Origin of the sequence: Foliimonas ilicis, from assembly GCF_039939195.1 — a bacterium.
Classification (GTDB): Bacteria; Pseudomonadota; Alphaproteobacteria; order Rhizobiales; family Rhizobiaceae; genus Foliimonas; species Foliimonas ilicis.
Genome location: NZ_JBDUUH010000004.1, coordinates 244375 through 259856 on the forward strand (window position 1 = coordinate 244375; position 15482 = coordinate 259856).

Here is a 15482-nt window from a genome sequence, read left to right on the forward strand (position 1 = left end):
TTATCGATTGGCGATCTGGAGCAATTCGCCGAGAATCTCACGGACGGCGTTGAGGATGTCTTCCGGTGCCTTTTCGATTAACCGGAATCCGCGCTCCAGGCGATGCACCGTCCTCGGTTGATCTGCCAGTACTGCGCCCTTTGTCTGCAAATGATCCGGTAAAATTACCTTTGTCGGCCAAGGAGAAAGATTGCGGGTAATCGGACAGATAATCGATCTTTGATCACGGGAATTGAATTCTGAGCCCGTCAGGACAATTCCGGGTCGTCGACCGCCTTGCTCAGTTCCCTTTACAGGATCAAGATCGATCCAGACGATGTCACCGGCTTCGAATGAGGTCATTCAAAGTGATCTCGCCGCGAGAATATTCATCGTCAATAGTCTCACCGGGCTTATCCGATCCCCACTCAATTGTATCCGGCGCATTCTCGGTTCCTAGCCGATCCATTTCCGAAATGATCCAAGCCAAAGTGCGTTTTTGCTTCTTTACAGGCTCGAATATGCCCTTGCCGTCCTTGACCGTCAGTTCGAGCGTTTGACCGGGCTTCAGGTCGAGCTCGTCCAACACCGCCTTGGGCAGGCGAATTGCAGAACTGTTGCCCCACTTTGAAATTTGCACCTGAGTCATTGCGATCTCCATGTATATACCAATGTATATACATTTTAGCAGTTATCTCTGCAAGCCTACATCCCCTGCGGGCCACGGTTCATCGCTGCAACGCCGGTGCGGCAGACTTCGACGAGGCCAAGCGGCTTCATGATGGCGATGAACTGCTCGATCTTGGAAACCGCGCCGGTAATCTCTAAAATGAAATGCTCGGTGTTGGCATCGATCACCTTGGCGCGGAAGGCTTCGGCAAGCCGTAACGCCTCGACGCGCTCGTCGCCGGTTCCCGCCACCTTGATGAGTGCCAGTTCACGCGCCAGCGGCTTGTCCTGCCCGAGTTCGAACGCGCGAACCGAAAGATCGACGACACGGTGAACCGGCACGATGCGCTCAAGCTGATGCTTGATCTGCTCGAGAACATGCGGCGTGCCACGCGTCACGACCGTAATGCGCGAAAGGTGCTTTTCATGTTCGGTTTCCGAAACCGTCAGGCTTTCGATGTTGTAGCCGCGCCCGGAGAAAAGCCCGATGACACGCGCCAGAACGCCCGGCTCATTGTCCACCAACACAGACAGCGTGTGGGTTTCGGGCCGTTCGGTTTCCTTGGAAATGAAGTAGGCAGAACCGGTTGGCTGTAGCTGTGCGTTCATGGTCGGGTCTTTCTGAATGTGTTCTGTGTGACGAGACGTTCGAGGAGCTGGAGTTAAACCAGCTCTCTGCCCTTGGCATCGATGGCATTTGCCACCGCCTCATCGGTCGCCTCGTCGGGAAGAAGCATTTCATTGTGCGCCTTGCCGGACGGGATCATCGGAAAGCAATTCGCAAGGCTTGCCACGCGGCAATCGAAGATCACCGGCTTGTTGACCTCGATCATTTCCTTGATCGCATCGTCCAGCTCGCCCGGCTTTTCGCAACGAATGCCGTGGCCGCCATAGGCTTCCGCCAGCTTGACGAAATCAGGTATCGCTTCGTTATAGGAGCTCGACAGACGGTTGCCGTGCAGAAGCTGCTGCCACTGGCGCACCATGCCCATATATTGGTTGTTCAGGATGAATATCTTGATCGGCGCTCCGTACTGAACCGCCGTGCTCATCTCCTGAATGCACATCTGGATCGATGCATCGCCTGCAATATCGATGACCAGAGCGTCCGGATGCGCGATCTGCACGCCAAGCGCTGCCGGCAGGCCGTAGCCCATCGTGCCTAGTCCGCCCGATGTCATCCATCGGTTCGGCTGCTCGAAGCCGAAATGCTGCGCCGCCCACATCTGATGCTGGCCGACTTCGGTGGTGATGTAGGTGTCGCGATTTTTGGAGTGCTCGTAGAGACGCTGGATCGCATATTGCGGCATGATCACATCGTCATTGCTCTTGTAAGCGAAGGAATCGCGCGCGCGCCAGCGGGCGATCTGCTCCCACCAGGGAAAGAGCGCCTTCTTGTCGGTTTTCGTCGTCGCGCGCCAGAGCCGCACGAGGTCTTCCAGCACGCGACCGACATCGCCGATGATCGGCACATCGACATGCACGATCTTGTTGATCGAAGACGGGTCGATGTCGATGTGGATCTTCTTGGAATTCGGCGAAAACGCATTCAGGCGCCCGGTGATACGGTCGTCGAAGCGCGCGCCGATGCACAGCATCACATCGCAATCATGCATCGCCATATTGGCTTCATACGAGCCGTGCATGCCCAGCATGCCGAGCCAGTTCTTGCCGCTCGCCGGATAAGCACCGAGGCCCATCAGGGTCGAGGTGATCGGAAAACCGCTGAGTTCGACCAGTTCGCGCAGCAACTGGCTGGCTTCCGGGCCGGAATTGACGACACCGCCACCCGAATAGATGATCGGCCTTTTGGCCTTTGCCAGCAGCGCAACGGCTTCCTTGATCTTCTCCATGTCGCCGTCGAGTTTCGGGCTGTAGCTCTCCAGAGCCTGCGCAGGCGGCGGCGTATAGATGCCCTTGGCGAACTGCACGTCCTTCGGAATATCGACAACGACCGGGCCTGGACGGCCAGTAGTCGCGACATGGAAGGCCTTGTGCAGAATGCCTGCGAGTTCGTTGACGTCCTTCACCAGCCAATTGTGCTTGGTGCAGGGCCGCGTGATGCCGACCGTATCGCATTCCTGAAAGGCATCGGTGCCGATCAGCATCGTGGGTGCCTGTCCTGTGATGCAGACCAGCGGTATGGAATCCGACAGCGCGTCCTGCAGCGGCGTCACCATATTCGTGGCACCAGGACCGGAAGTGACGAGCACGACGCCCGGCTTGCCGGTGGAGCGCGCATAGCCCTCGGCAGCGTGCCCGGCACCCTGCTCATGGCGAACGAGAATGTGCTCGACGTCGTCCTGCTGGAAAAGCTCGTCGTAAATCGGAAGAACCGCACCGCCGGGGTAGCCGAAGAGATGCTTGACGCCATTGTCCTTCAGCGCCTGCACCACCATCTCGGCGCCGCTCATTTCCCGCCGTCCGGTCTCGTTCTTTCCGTTGCTCATCGGTCTGGTTCCGTCTCTTCCGCTTTTTATGTTTGCTGGTCGTATCGGTATTTTTGCCAATAAAAAAGGCCCCCGAGGGAGCCTGTGTCTTGCGTATGGGAGGCTTCCGCCCGGCGGTTACACCGCCTTGCCCACACGCCTTCCTACTACGAGAATGAGTTTCGTATTCATGGCGCGAAACATAATGGCGCAATCGCACCCCTGTCAATCATGAATCTTGCACTGATTGCGATCTTTGAAGCGGTTCTTCTTGTGATGGAATCACGAGGCCACCCCCCTCTGCCCTGCCGGGCATCTCCCCCTCAAGGGTGGAGATTGGCTGACATAACTCTCAGCCTTCATTCTGTAACGTCGGCAATTGGTGCCACGCGTTCATGATAGAGTAATCTCCACCCTTGAGGGGGAGATGCCCGGCAGGGCAGAGGGGGGTGTTGTCCCGCCTACGTTTCCATTTTTAAATGGAGGTCTCTAAAAGGCCCCATGTTTTCTTAACACCACCTACACCATCCCTCGGAACCCGGTTTTAACCGCGGACCTGTAAACGTGCCCTCTGATGGGTTGGGGTGATCGACAATAATGTCTCCAGAGGGTGAAGCAGCAGCCGGGACGAACGCGGCACAGGAGCGGCGCGACGAACAGCAGCCGGATTCGCGTGTGCTTGGCCATGTCGTGCAGTGCGACGGCGCGCGCGCGACCATAAGTGCCGTGGCCGACACCTCCGAAGGTGTGGTCAACGGCATCTGGACCGTCGGCAAGATGATCTCGATCAACCTTGGCAATATCCGCACGGTCGGCCTCGTCTATGCCATCGGCAAATCGGATCGCGTGTGGAACCACGGCGTCGGCAACCAGATCGAAGTCAGCGTCGAACTGGTCGGCGAAGTGCGCGATCAGCCGCCAACGGGCAAGCCCGTATTCGACCGCGGCATCACCAATTACCCATATATCGGTGCCATCGCCCATCGCATCCGCAAGCGCGACCTTCAGGCGGTCTACGATCTCGCCGGGCGTCCCTCGATCACCATCGGCCAGCTTTCACAGGATGAAAGCATCGACGCGCTGATCGCCATCGACGACACGCTGGCACGCCATTTCGCCGTGGTCGGCACGACAGGCGTCGGCAAATCGACCGCCGTATCGCTTCTCCTGCGCAAGACCATCGAAGCGCAGCCCGATCTTCGTGTGCTGATCCTCGACCCGCATAATGAGTTTGCAGCCGCCCTGCCCGATCATTGCGTAAAAGTCGATACCAGCACGCTCGATCTGCCGTTCTGGCTGTTCAAGCTGGAAGAGTTTGCGGAAGTCCTGTTTCGCGGGCGCGAAACCGTGCCGGAAGAAATCGACATTCTGCGCGATATCATCCCGCAGGCGAAAAGCCTTTATCGCAATCCGAACAGCGGTGCGTTTCTCAAGCGCGGCGGCGAGGCACTGACTGCCGATACGCCTGTGCCTTATCGTGTGGCCGATCTCATCCGGCAGTTGGATGAGCGCATGGGCATGCTGGAAGGCAAGCTGGAGCGCCCGGTCTGCCGTTCGCTGAAAACGCGCATCGAATCCGCAATCAACGACCCGCGCTATCGTTTCATGTTCAATTCGCGCCTGATCGAAGATACGATCCACGAAACGATCGGCAACATCTTCCGCGTGCCGCATAATGGCAGGCCCGTCACCTGTTTCGAGATGGCAGGCATGCCGCCGGAAGTGGTGAACTCGGTCTGTTCGGTTCTGGCGCGCCTCGCGTTCGACCTCGCCTTCTGGAGCGAAGGCAAACTGCGCTTGCTTCTGCTTTGCGAAGAAGCGCACCGCTATATGCCGTCCGATCCACGGCTTGGCTTTGCGCCGACGCGCCACGCGCTTTCGCGCATTGCCAAGGAAGGCCGCAAATATGGCTGCTATCTCGGCGTCGTCACGCAGCGTCCGGGCGAACTCGACCCGACAATTCTGTCCCAATGCTCGACGATCTTCGCGATGCGTCTCGCAAACGAGCAGGATCAGGCGATCATCAGATCGGCGATGGCGGATTCGTCTGCTTCCTCGCTGTCATTCCTGTCATCGATGGGCCAACGCGAGGCGATTGCCTTCGGTGAAGGCGTCGCAACCACGATGCGCATGAAATTCGACCATGTGACGCCATCGCTCATTCCATGTTCTGCGGGACATGCAGAGCCGGTTAGTCGTGGCAATGGGCGGGATTCGGTCGATCTGGTTTCAATCGTCCAGAAGCTGCGAAACGTACCAAGACCGCAGATCGCGCTCGGCTATGCCGAACAGGTCAGCACGCAAAGACAGGCCGGCGATACGGAATACCGCAAGCCCGCAACACTTGCAGCGCCGATCGAAGACCTCGATGTGAGTTTCGGCCTTAAGGAAACGACATTCGGTGTGAAACCGGGCTTCTGACGGCTAAAAGGTCGAGTTTCTGACAAGAAAACGGCCGCCGAAGGAAACCGGCACGCCTTCCCCGCTTTGATAGTCGCCATCCGCGCTACGGAAAGCATGGATATGCAAATGCGGCTCGGTCGAATTTCCCGAATTGCCCGCAAGGCCGAGCGCATCGCCGATCGCGACATTCTGGTTCTGGGAAACCGCGATGGAGTCTTTCACGAAATGCGCGAGCAGCACCTGGACACCCTGGCATTCGATCACAATATGATTGCCGGCGGGATCTCCAGTTGCTGTTTCGCCGGGAACATTATCGGCCGCGCCGTCGCTGACCGCTCTCACAATACCATTGCAAGGGCTTGAGATTTTCGCTCCGAAAATTGCGTAGCTTTCGAGTTCCGATGGAAAAAGCCCCGAAGCCCGCGCACCCGATCCATTCAGCCTCAGAATATCGAGTGCATAGCGCTGGCTGTTATGACTGTTGTGATAATTGATCAACGAATTGTCGCCGCCATGAGCGACGACGTAGCGCCCGTCCTCCAGCGGCATGGCCAACTCGACCGGCTCATGTTCCGGGTGATATCCCGAAATCGCATAACCGATCATGCCTATGAAAACGACGCACATGAACGCCATGAAGCCATGCCGAAGCAGGAACGGTCGTGTGCCGGGCGCTCGCCATGATTTGTCGCGATGCCGCCAGCCCGATGCAGCGACCGCAATCGCATAGACCGCAAGGCTCGCATATCGCACCTCGTAGCTTATCCAGAACCACTGACCAAGCACGAACAGGAACACCATGAAGATGCCGCCATAGATCGCGTGCATCAGCCAATCGCTGCGGTCCTTTACGCCCGCCCAAAGCCCGTAAATGAAAAAAAGCGGTAGCAGAACATGTGTGCCGAGAAAGATGGCGAGCAGCAGATACACGGCTTCTCCTCGTTGAAATTCGAATCGAAATCGCCCGCCATGATGCGTCTTGCTTGGTCGAAAATAAGGATTTGGGGCTGATGCGCGGGTAGCTTCAGGTCAGGACGTGGCGAAAATGGTGATATTGAGAACCGGAGCGGAGCGTACATTTGGTACGTGAGCACCGGAAGCGCAAATATCGCCATTTGCAGCCCGTCCTCACCTGAAGCTAGGCGCTGACGCGGTTCCTGCCCTGTCTTTTGGCATGATAAAGCTGCTTGTCGGCGCGCCGGAAAAACTCTTCCGCCCGCTCCTCGCCATCCCATGAGGCCATGCCCACGCTGGCCGTGACTTTAAGCGTGGTGCCGCCGACATGAACTTGCGTCGTTGCGATCGCGCGCCGAAGCCGCTCCGCGAAATTGCCGAGCATGGCCGCATTCATATTCGGCGCGACGACCGCAAACTCCTCACCGCCCAGCCGCGCAACGATGTCGTGATGGCGAGAGGTATCCTTGAGCGCCTTGGCGACGGCGCGCAGAACTTCGTCGCCAATATCGTGGCCATGTGTATCGTTGACGAGTTTGAAGTGATCGAGATCGACGATCAGCAAACCCACCGGTTTCGCGATGCGACGGAACTCGACCAGATATTCCTTGAGCGCATCGTCGAAATAGCGGCGATTTTGCATTCCGGTCAGCGCGTCGGTCAGTGCCGCCTGCTGGAATGTTTCGGAACGCGCGCTCAGCGTCTTGGTCATCGCCTTGAGCTTGCTCTGCTCCCTCACCTGCGTACGGATGAGCGGGAAGATGAAGAAAATGCCGAAAACAAGAGCGGTTGCGAGCAGGGCGCCGATCAGGAACAAAAGCTGCGCAAGATAGGAAACACCTTCCATGCGTTGCGGCAGATAGAGCATCTCCGCCGACTCCCGCAAAACGGCATAGGCATGCAGCGTCACCGCGCCTGTCAGCAGGATAACGGCAATAAAGACGAAAAAAGCCGATTCCGACTTGTGGAAACGCATATTCTCCCCACTGCATGCTCACATTGGTTATCGCATAATCCGCCTTACGGAGAGTTAATACCTACAATTTTTGATTGTATTTTTCCATTCGTGAACATGCGTTTGGCAAAAGACTTAACCTAAAGTTTCAACTCTCCTAATGTACCATCATTTGCAAGCGCAAGACGCTGCCACGAAGGCGAAAGCTGGTTACGAAACCACGTCGCCTGCCGCTTTGCATACTGCCTTGTTGCAACTTTTGCGCGATAAATTGCTTCCTCGAAAGTTAAAAGCCCACTATCGGCTGCATTCAACTCGCGAAAGCCGATCGCCTTGATCGCCGGAAGGTCGTCGGACAGGTTCATTGCGGCCAGCGCGCGCACTTCTTCGAGTGCGCCATTTTCGATCATCGTATCGAAACGCCGCTCGATGCGCTCGATCAGCAACTCGCGCTCGGCATCGATCACGAAGAACCGTGCAGACGCGGCATCGATCAATGGTTCGCCCTGCTCTGCCTGCCATGCGAGGATCGAACGGCCCGACGCTTCCAGCACCTCCAACGCCCGCACGATGCGCTGCCCATCCGAGGCGCGCAGCACGAGCGCGCATTCGCCGTCCTCATGCATCAAAATGCGATGAAGCCTGGCCGGGCCTTCTTCCGCCAGCCTGCAGCGCCAGCGCTCGCGAATTTCGGCTGGGATTTCCGGCATCTCCGAAATGCCCTCACTGAGCGCGCGAAAGTAAAGCCCGGTCCCACCGACGAAAATCGGACGTTTTTCCTCGAACACCCCGCTTGCCGCGAGATCGGAAACGTCGCGCGCCCATGTACCGGTCGAATAGGCGGTCGCGGGGCTCACATGCCCGTAAAGATGGTGCGGCGCGCGCGCCAGATCGTCTTTTGCCGGTCTGGCGGTCAGCACGTTCAAAACGGAATAGACCTGCATCGAATCCGTGTTGACGATCACGCCGCCATGCTTTTCGGCAAGGTCCAGTGCCAGCTTCGACTTGCCGCTGGCGGTCGGTCCCGCTATCAGGATTGCATTCCTGATCGGAACGCCCTGCCCCTTGTCACCGGATGCCTTCATGTCACTTGTCGCTACGCTCATTTCCCATCCGGCCCGGCCAGAACTCACTCCTGCGGCTGCGAATATGGCGTTGCAGGCGGTTGGCGCAAGCGGCATTCGCTGGCTCGCGGAATCTGTCGCATGCGATCTGGCCTTGCCGGAAGGCATTGCGCAAGCCGAAGCGCTCGCAACGCTGCGCGCGGCACTTGCCTCGGAGCCGTTCGATATCGTCGTGCACGACGCTGAAAGCCGCCGCAAGAAAATCCTCATCGCCGACATGGATTCGACCATGATCGATCAGGAATGCATCGACGAGCTGGCTGATGAAATCGGCGTAAAAGATCGCGTCGCGGCCATCACCGCGCGTTCGATGAATGGAGAAATCGAGTTCGAACCGGCCCTGCGCGAGCGCGTGGCACTTCTCGAAAACCTCGAGACTTCCGTGGTCGAGCGCATCGTCTCGGACCGGCTGACGCTCGCGTCCGGCGGGCGCGAACTGGTGCAGACCATGAAGGCGCATGGATGCTGGACCGCCCTCGTTTCTGGCGGGTTTGAAGTTTTCACCAGCCGCATCGCCGCAAAGCTTGGCTTCGATGAGAACCGTGCCAATCGCCTGCTCGAATCTGGCGGCCATTTCACCGGCCGCGTCGCAGAGCCCATTCTTGGCCGTGCCGCGAAGGCCGAAGCGCTCCACGAAATCGCCGCCCGGCTTGGCCTGACGCCTGCAGATGCAATCGCAGTCGGCGACGGCGCAAACGATCTCGACATGATCCGGCTTGCCGGCATAGGCGTCGCCGTCCACGCCAAGCCGGTCGTTGCCGAACAGGCGGATGCCCGCATCGACCACGGCGACCTGACAGCCCTCCTCTACATTCAGGGCTACACAAGCGAAGAGTTCGCGCGATGAAGCCTATCCGCACAAACCGGCTTATCCTGCGCAACTGGGTCGCGCGAGACGGCGACCTTTTCCACCGGATCAACTCGGACGAACGCGTAATGGAATTTTTCCCATTCCGCCGCGATCGGGCCGAGTCCGACGCCAAGATGGAGGAATTGCGCGAGGAAGCCGAACGCCTGGGCTATGGCTTCACAGCGGTCGAACTCGCCTCAACCGGCAAATGCATCGGTTTTGTCGGCCTTCATGACGTAGAAATCAAACCCTTCATCGCACGGGGCTCCATCGAAATCGGCTGGCGACTGGCGCCGCAATTCTGGGGTTCGGGCTATGTCACCGAAGCCGCAAGCGCCCTTCTCGATTTTGCCTTCGACAAGCTCGACAAACCGGAAGTCGTCTCATTCGCCGTCTGGAACAATGCCAAATCGATCGCCGTAATGGAGCGGCTCGGCATGAAGCATCAGGTAGGCTACGATTTTCATCATCCCGACGTTCCAAATTCCCATGCCCACCTGAAACGGCATGTGCTCTACAAGCTCGACCGGGCGGACTGGCACAAACAAAAAAGAGCGGCGAAGTAGCCCGGCCCCAAATCAAATATGGAATAATCGGAACTCGAAACTTCAACTGCCGTTCTTGATCGGAGGCTTTGGAGAGTGGGACCGGTAAATATGACCGAGCTGATCATCTGGACTTACGATTGGGTGCCCGAAAGCGTCCGCGGTTTTGTCCGCGATCTAAGGCTGAGATGGGCATGCGAAGAAGCTGGACTCGGTTATTCGGTGCAAACAGTCCCCTTCAAGGGGCGACAGACCAATCATTTGTCACGCCAACCCTTCGGTCAGGTTCCATTCCTGAACGATGGCGAACTGAAAATGTTCGAGAGCGGCGCCATACTGCTGCATCTGGCCCGCAAGAGCGAAAAGCTGATGCCGCGCGAGCCGGTTGGAGAAGCCGAAACGGTTGAATGGACGATCGCCGCGCTCAACTCCATCGAGATGGTTAGCGTTCCTTGGTGGTTTCTGGAAATATCCGGCACGAAGGACAACCGCCTTGCCGACTGGCTGGAAAGCCGCCTCGACCAGCTCGAAAAAATTCTGACCGAGCGGGAATGGCTGGCAGCGGATCGTTTCACGGTCGCGGACCTGCTGATGGCAGATGTGCTCCGCGTCTCGAAAGTCCGCTCTTTCGGCGATCGCCCAGCAACAGATGCCTACGTGACACGTATGACCGACCGCCCTTCGTTCAGGAAGGCGCGCGCCGATCAAGTGGCTCATTTCGCCGCCGGCGATAAGAGCAGGCCTGCTGCCGGCCAATAATCGACGCTATTTTCTAAAGTGATTTCAATTACTTGTAGCCCTTACCGGAATCAATCCATCCGGATCGTCACGAATCGCAACTCACCCGTTTTCGAAGACAGCATCAGCAACGCGTTCTTGCGGCCCTGCTTCTTCAGAGCGTCGATGCGATCTGCCACTTCCTTGGCTGACGTCACTGTTTCCTGCGCGATTTCGGTGATGACTTCGCCTGCGACAACGCCGCGATCCGAGGCTGCCGAGTCCGGCGCAACATCGGTCACGACGGCGCCCGAAACGTCCGCGCCGATGCCGAACTTCTTGCGCGCCTCGTCGTTCAGTTCGCCAACCGTCATGCCGAGCACGCTTGTCGTCTCGACCGGCTCCGCAGGCTGGCTTTCCTCTGCATCCGCGCTTTCCGCTTCGGCAGATTTTTCGCCGTCTTCAAGGCGTCCGAGCGTCACCTTCACGGTCTGCTCCTCGCCCTTGCGGACGATCAGCACATCGACGGCCTTGCCGACCGGGCTTTCCGCCACGACGCGCGGCAGGTCGCGCATCTCGTTGACATCCCTGCCGTCGAATTTGGTGATCACATCGCCCGGCTGGATAACGCCATTGTCGACTGGACCGCCCTTGATGATGCCAGCGACCAGCGCACCCTTTGCGGATGGCATGCCGAGGCTTTCGGCAATCTCATCCGTCACCGGCTGGATGCGAACGCCGAGATAGCCGCGGCGCGTTTCGCCGAATTCACGAAGCTGATCGACGACACCGGCAGCAAGCTGCGATGGAATGGAAAATCCGATACCGATAGATCCGCCGGAAGGCGAAATGATCGCCGTGTTGATACCGACCACGTCACCATCCATGTTGAACAGCGGGCCGCCGGAATTGCCGCGATTGATCGCAGCATCGGTCTGGATGAAGTCGTCATAAGGGCCGGAATTGATGTCCCGGTTGCGCGCTGAGACGATACCGACCGTCACCGTTCCGCCAAGCCCGAACGGATTGCCGATCGCCATCACCCAATCACCGATCCTCATCTTGTTGGAATCGCCGAATTTTACCGCGGTGAGTTTCTTGGCCTTCGCATCGACTTTCAAAACCGCAATATCGGTCTTGGTATCCGTGCCGAGCAACTCCGCTTTCAGTTTGGAGCCGTCTGAGAAATTGACTTCGATCTCGTCGGCATCGGCAATGACGTGGTTGTTCGTCACGACAATGCCCTGCTCCGCATCCACGACGAAGCCCGAGCCGAGCGACTGAACCTTTTGCGGGCCGCCGCCACCGCCGCCCTGGCCCTGCCGGTTTTTGAAGAAATCGTCGAAAAATTCCTGGAAAGGCGAGCCTTCCGGCAATTCCGGCATAGGCACCGCGCCCGGCCCCTCGGTTCCCTTGACGGTTTGCGAGGTCGAGATGTTGACCACGGCGCCGAGCAGGCCTTCAGCGAGGTCGGCGACCGATTCCGGCCCATTGGCATAGGCAGGCGCGACCAATGCGGGCGCGACGAACGCGCCAAGCACGATTGCAGCGGTGCCGGCAGTAAAGGTTTGGCGTGCTCTGGACAGGAAAGTCTTGGCGATCATTCTATAGCCTCCGGATGTCCCTCGACGGAAAGACCGGCGGCGCGCACCGGTTCGTCAGACCGCCATGTTGGTGAAGAATACGGCGTGTTTGCGGCTTTGTAGACGGGTGATTTTACAATCTTTCGTCATCCGCGAACGAACCAGACCACGCCCACGCCTACCGCAATGACGGCAAGACCGACGCTACGCAGCGTACCGTCGGGTATATGGATAACGTCCGCGGCGAGCCGTTTGGCGAAGCCCGGAAAACCGCCGTAGACCAGACCCTCGAAAACGAGAACCAGGCCCACGGCAGCTAGGAAATCCGACACCTGTCGTTAGTTTCCGGCAGGCGGCGTTGCAGCCGGAGCGACCATGCCGGCGGGATCGCGGAAGAAGCGGAAGAATTCCGAATCCGGCGAAAGCACCATGGTCGTACCGGTGTTGTCCAACGCTTCCGAATAGGCGCTCATCGAGCGATAGAACTCGTAGAACTCCGGATCGCGCTGAAACGCATTGGCAAAAGTAGCGCTTCGCTCGGCTTCACCTTCACCGCGCAGGATTTCAGATTCCCTGCGGGCGTCGGCAACCGTCTCGATGACCTCACGGTCGGCACGAGCACGAATGCGCTGCGCTGCTTCGCGGCCCCGTGCACGAAGCCTTTCAGCCTCTGCGAGACGTTCCGCCTTCATGCGCTCATAGGTCTGCTGCGAGACTTCGGCAGTCAGGTCGGTACGGCGAATGCGCACGTCCTGAATTTCGAGACCAAGCGAGGTGGCGTCCGGCCGAAGCTGTTCTGCCACTTCGCGCATCATCGAACCGCGCTCTTCCGAAAGAGCCGCTTCGAAGCCGCGAACACCGTATACGCGACGCAAAGCTGCATCGAGACGTGTGCGCAGACGCTGCTCGGCAAGCGGAATGCTACCGGAAACGGTCGAACGGAAAAGGCGCGGATTGGAGATGCGATACGCAACGAACGCATCGACCTCGTAGAACTTGCCGCCCGAAACCTGGACACGCATGTCGTCCAGATCGAAGCGCAGCACGCGATCCTCGATGATCTGCACATTGTCTGCTTCAAGGAAGGCAAAAGGCGCCTTGAAGTAGATGCCCGGTTCGCTCTTCACGTCGACGATTTCACCGAAGCGAAGCACGATGGCCTGCTGGCGTTCGTTTACGACGAAGACCGAGGAATAAGCGAGGAAGAGGATAACTGCGACGATGACGCCGATAACTGGAAGTTTGTTCGACATCAGTTGTTTCCTCCCGTCGTCGCACGCCTTTGAAGCTCAGGCAGCGGCAGATACGGCACTACGCCCTGTCCATTACCCTGTTCGACAATCACCTTGTTGGAATCCTTGAACACCCTTTCCATCGTTTCGAGGTAAAGGCGGCGGCGCGTCACGGCAGGCGCTTTTGCGTATTCGTCATAGACCGAGATAAAGCGCTGCGCTTCACCCTCGGCTTCCTGAGCGACACGGTTCTTGTAGGCAGCCGCTTCTTCGCGGATCTGCGCTGCTTCGCCACGGGCCTGACCGAGCTTCTGGTTGGAGTACTGGTTGGATTCTTCGACGAAACGGTCTTCATCCTGCTCGGCGCGCTGCACCTCGTCGAACGCATCGGCCACTTCGCGTGGCGGTGCTGCGTCCTCGATGGAGATTGCATTCACCGAAAGGCCCGATCCGTAACTGTCGAGCGAACCCTGGATAATATCGCGTACGTCGGTGGCAATGCCCTGACGATCGTCACGGAAAATATCCTGTGCCGGACGCCTTCCGACTGCCTCGCGCATCGCGCTCTCCGCAACCTGGCGGATCATATCGTCCGGGTCGGAAACGTTGAACAGATAAGCGTTCGGGTCGGAAACCGCGTAAGCGACCGAGAAACGAACATCGACGATGTTCTGGTCGCCCGAAAGCATCAGGCCGGAGCTCGAACGGTCATTGCCGCCTGCGCCGATATTGATGAGCTTTTCAGCCGTATTGGCTTTTTCGACCGTTTCGATCGGCCACCAATGGAAATGCAGACCGGGGCCTGAGAGCTCTTCCTTCGGCTTTCCGAAGCGAAGCTCGACCGCCATTTCATCAGGCTGGACCGTATAGATGGATTGAAACAGCCAAAGCAGAACGAGGCCGGCTGCAATCAGCAGGAACAGCGACGAGCCGCCAACGCTGCCACCCGGCAATGCGTTTTTCAGCCTGTCTTGTCCGCGGCGAATAATGTCTTCAAGGTCAGGAGGCGAACCTTGTGGTCCGCTTGGTCCGCGTGGGCCTTGTCCCCAGGGGCCTCCATTGTTACCGCCGCCGCCGCCCCATGGGCCGCCGCCGCCTCCTCCGCCACTCTGATTGTTCCAGGGCATGAATGTCCTTTCGCTAAAAACCCAACGCACCGGCTTCGCCAGCACGCTCCCTTTGTCCTTCTATAGGGACCCGCTGCCGCGCTTTCAACGCAGCCGCTCCCCGTAATGCTCTTTTCAGAGACTATGACTGATAAATAGCCCCTGGGACGCCTCTCAATGCACGTCCCGGCGCCTTTCGTAAACTGTATAGCGTGTCGCATGGCTGTCCTTTTCACCGGCGGGGACATCCAGAGACGAAACAACGTGCCATTGCGCACTGTCGATCGGCGGGAAAAACGTGTCACCGTCGATCTTTGCCAGAACATGCGTTACGTGAAGACGGTCGGCGATCGGCAGAGCCTGCCTGTAGATTTCTCCACCGCCGATAACGGCGATTTCACCAATGCCGGTGCAGCGTCCGCGCGTTTTCGCAAGCGCAATCGCCTCCTCCACAGACCCCGTAACCTCGGCGCCTTCAGCGCGATAATTCGCGTCCCGCGTCACGACGATGTTAAGGCGGCCGGGCAAGGGACGCTTGGGAAAACTCTCCCAGGTTTTGCGCCCCATCACGATTGGTTTATCCATCGTGGTTGCTTTAAAGCGCTTCATGTCGGTCGACAGCTTCCACGGCAACCCGCCTTGCCTGCCGATCACCCCGCCTTCCGCAATGGCGACATAGAGCGCAATATCCATCAGCCGTCCTTTGCTTCATCGTTGGAAGGCGCAACTTCGGCAGCCTCTTGCTTCTCGACCGGTGGTTTGTAGGCGATCAGGAAAACCCACGCGCCATAAGCGGCGAATGCTCCGACGAGTGTCGCCCAGAATGTCTCGCCATTCGACAATTCGAAAAGCGCCCACGCCACGCAGAACGCGACAAGCGCGATGCGCCGCCAAAGCGGCCGGAGGAAAGGCGATTGCTGGTCCTTTAACATAAGC

The 15482-nt window shown here is 58.4% G+C and carries 17 protein-coding genes; 4 read left to right on the plus strand and 13 right to left on the minus strand.

Annotated features, from left to right (window positions below; translation table 11 throughout):
* Genes ABFT80_RS11565 through ABFT80_RS11580 form a run of 4 tightly spaced genes read right to left on the minus strand, consistent with a single transcriptional unit; the run spans position 1 to position 3098 of the window.
* A complete protein-coding gene (locus tag ABFT80_RS11565; RefSeq protein WP_347972059.1) occupies positions 1-342 on the minus strand; it encodes a type II toxin-antitoxin system PemK/MazF family toxin in 342 nt (113 codons plus the stop codon).
* Positions 320-628: an AbrB/MazE/SpoVT family DNA-binding domain-containing protein gene (locus tag ABFT80_RS11570; protein ID WP_347972060.1), complete on the minus strand. Its 309-nt coding sequence runs from the start codon at positions 626-628 to the stop codon at positions 320-322. Before ABFT80_RS11570 ends, ABFT80_RS11565 begins: the two co-directional genes overlap by 23 nt.
* 56 nt (positions 629-684) lie before the next feature.
* Positions 685-1257 carry an acetolactate synthase small subunit gene (ilvN, locus tag ABFT80_RS11575; RefSeq protein WP_347972061.1) on the minus strand — a complete coding sequence of 191 codons (573 nt, stop codon included), beginning with the start codon at positions 1255-1257 and terminating at the stop codon, positions 685-687.
* A 53-nt stretch (positions 1258-1310) separates the two neighbouring features.
* Positions 1311-3098: an acetolactate synthase 3 large subunit gene (locus ABFT80_RS11580; RefSeq protein ID WP_347972062.1), complete on the minus strand. Its 1788-nt coding sequence runs from the start codon at positions 3096-3098 to the stop codon at positions 1311-1313.
* A 576-nt stretch (positions 3099-3674) separates the two neighbouring features.
* On the opposite strand from ABFT80_RS11580, the gene ABFT80_RS11585 reads away from it, so the two are divergent.
* Positions 3675-5498: an ATP-binding protein gene (locus ABFT80_RS11585; protein WP_347972063.1), complete on the plus strand. Its 1824-nt coding sequence runs from the start codon at positions 3675-3677 to the stop codon at positions 5496-5498.
* Between the two features lie 3 nt (positions 5499-5501).
* On the opposite strand, the gene ABFT80_RS11590 is transcribed toward ABFT80_RS11585, so the two are convergent.
* From ABFT80_RS11590 to miaA, 3 genes are all read right to left on the minus strand, one after another.
* Positions 5502-6410, minus strand: a complete 909-nt coding sequence (locus tag ABFT80_RS11590; protein ID WP_347972064.1) for a M23 family metallopeptidase — start codon at positions 6408-6410, stop codon at positions 5502-5504.
* A gap of 208 nt (positions 6411-6618) precedes the next feature.
* Positions 6619-7410, minus strand: a complete 792-nt coding sequence (locus ABFT80_RS11595; protein ID WP_347972065.1) for a GGDEF domain-containing protein — start codon at positions 7408-7410, stop codon at positions 6619-6621.
* A 119-nt stretch (positions 7411-7529) separates the two neighbouring features.
* Positions 7530-8495, minus strand: a complete 966-nt coding sequence (miaA, locus tag ABFT80_RS11600; protein ID WP_347972066.1) for a tRNA (adenosine(37)-N6)-dimethylallyltransferase MiaA — start codon at positions 8493-8495, stop codon at positions 7530-7532.
* Between miaA and serB the strand changes: the two genes are divergently transcribed.
* The 3 genes from serB (at position 8473) to ABFT80_RS11615 (ending at position 10667) form a co-directional block, all read left to right on the plus strand.
* Positions 8473-9360: a phosphoserine phosphatase SerB gene (gene serB, locus ABFT80_RS11605; RefSeq protein WP_347972067.1), complete on the plus strand. Its 888-nt coding sequence runs from the start codon at positions 8473-8475 to the stop codon at positions 9358-9360. The genes miaA and serB overlap by 23 nt on opposite strands.
* Positions 9357-9929 carry a GNAT family N-acetyltransferase gene (locus tag ABFT80_RS11610; RefSeq protein WP_347972068.1) on the plus strand — a complete coding sequence of 191 codons (573 nt, stop codon included), beginning with the start codon at positions 9357-9359 and terminating at the stop codon, positions 9927-9929. Before serB ends, ABFT80_RS11610 begins: the two co-directional genes overlap by 4 nt.
* 90 nt (positions 9930-10019) lie before the next feature.
* Positions 10020-10667, plus strand: a complete 648-nt coding sequence (locus tag ABFT80_RS11615; RefSeq protein WP_347972069.1) for a glutathione S-transferase family protein — start codon at positions 10020-10022, stop codon at positions 10665-10667.
* 50 nt (positions 10668-10717) lie between these two features.
* On the opposite strand, the gene ABFT80_RS11620 is transcribed toward ABFT80_RS11615, so the two are convergent.
* The 6 genes from ABFT80_RS11620 to ABFT80_RS11645 all read right to left on the minus strand — a co-directional run bounded on the left by ABFT80_RS11620 (position 10718) and on the right by ABFT80_RS11645 (position 15478).
* On the minus strand, positions 10718-12229 hold the full coding sequence (locus ABFT80_RS11620; RefSeq protein ID WP_347972070.1) for a DegQ family serine endoprotease: 1512 nt from the start codon (positions 12227-12229) through the stop codon (positions 10718-10720).
* Positions 12230-12354: 125 nt separating this feature from the next.
* The gene (locus ABFT80_RS11625) at positions 12355-12540 is read right to left on the minus strand and encodes a DUF2065 domain-containing protein (RefSeq protein WP_347972071.1); all 186 of its coding nucleotides are present in this window, start codon (positions 12538-12540) and stop codon (positions 12355-12357) included.
* A gap of 6 nt (positions 12541-12546) precedes the next feature.
* The gene (gene hflC, locus ABFT80_RS11630; protein WP_347972072.1) at positions 12547-13461 is read right to left on the minus strand and encodes a protease modulator HflC; all 915 of its coding nucleotides are present in this window, start codon (positions 13459-13461) and stop codon (positions 12547-12549) included.
* Positions 13461-14567 carry an FtsH protease activity modulator HflK gene (gene hflK / locus ABFT80_RS11635; protein ID WP_347972073.1) on the minus strand — a complete coding sequence of 369 codons (1107 nt, stop codon included), beginning with the start codon at positions 14565-14567 and terminating at the stop codon, positions 13461-13463. The genes hflC and hflK overlap by 1 nt, the downstream gene beginning before the upstream one ends.
* 153 nt (positions 14568-14720) lie before the next feature.
* Positions 14721-15239, minus strand: a complete 519-nt coding sequence (locus ABFT80_RS11640; protein WP_347972074.1) for a dihydrofolate reductase — start codon at positions 15237-15239, stop codon at positions 14721-14723.
* A complete protein-coding gene (locus ABFT80_RS11645; protein ID WP_347972075.1) occupies positions 15239-15478 on the minus strand; it encodes a DUF3329 domain-containing protein in 240 nt (79 codons plus the stop codon). Before ABFT80_RS11645 ends, ABFT80_RS11640 begins: the two co-directional genes overlap by 1 nt.
* Between the last annotated feature and the right edge of the window lie 4 nt (positions 15479-15482).

Bases quoted from the DNA above. Each gene is read 5' to 3' on its own strand.
- ABFT80_RS11565 (WP_347972059.1), bottom strand. From the start codon at position 342: ATGACCTCATTCGAAGCCGGTGACATCGTCTGGATCGATCTTGATCCT.
- ABFT80_RS11570 (WP_347972060.1), bottom strand. From the start codon at position 628: ATGACTCAGGTGCAAATTTCAAAGTGGGGCAACAGTTCTGCAATTCGC.
- ilvN (WP_347972061.1), bottom strand. From the start codon at position 1,257: ATGAACGCACAGCTACAGCCAACCGGTTCTGCCTACTTCATTTCCAAG.
- ABFT80_RS11580 (WP_347972062.1), bottom strand. From the start codon at position 3,098: ATGAGCAACGGAAAGAACGAGACCGGACGGCGGGAAATGAGCGGCGCC.
- ABFT80_RS11585 (WP_347972063.1), top strand. From the start codon at position 3,675: ATGTCTCCAGAGGGTGAAGCAGCAGCCGGGACGAACGCGGCACAGGAG.
- ABFT80_RS11595 (WP_347972065.1), bottom strand. From the start codon at position 7,410: ATGCGTTTCCACAAGTCGGAATCGGCTTTTTTCGTCTTTATTGCCGTT.
- serB (WP_347972067.1), top strand. From the start codon at position 8,473: ATGTCACTTGTCGCTACGCTCATTTCCCATCCGGCCCGGCCAGAACTC.
- miaA (WP_347972066.1), bottom strand. From the start codon at position 8,495: ATGAGCGTAGCGACAAGTGACATGAAGGCATCCGGTGACAAGGGGCAG.
- ABFT80_RS11610 (WP_347972068.1), top strand. From the start codon at position 9,357: ATGAAGCCTATCCGCACAAACCGGCTTATCCTGCGCAACTGGGTCGCG.
- ABFT80_RS11615 (WP_347972069.1), top strand. From the start codon at position 10,020: ATGACCGAGCTGATCATCTGGACTTACGATTGGGTGCCCGAAAGCGTC.
- ABFT80_RS11620 (WP_347972070.1), bottom strand. From the start codon at position 12,229: ATGATCGCCAAGACTTTCCTGTCCAGAGCACGCCAAACCTTTACTGCC.
- hflC (WP_347972072.1), bottom strand. From the start codon at position 13,461: ATGTCGAACAAACTTCCAGTTATCGGCGTCATCGTCGCAGTTATCCTC.
- hflK (WP_347972073.1), bottom strand. From the start codon at position 14,567: ATGCCCTGGAACAATCAGAGTGGCGGAGGAGGCGGCGGCGGCCCATGG.
- ABFT80_RS11640 (WP_347972074.1), bottom strand. From the start codon at position 15,239: ATGGATATTGCGCTCTATGTCGCCATTGCGGAAGGCGGGGTGATCGGC.
- ABFT80_RS11645 (WP_347972075.1), bottom strand. From the start codon at position 15,478: ATGTTAAAGGACCAGCAATCGCCTTTCCTCCGGCCGCTTTGGCGGCGC.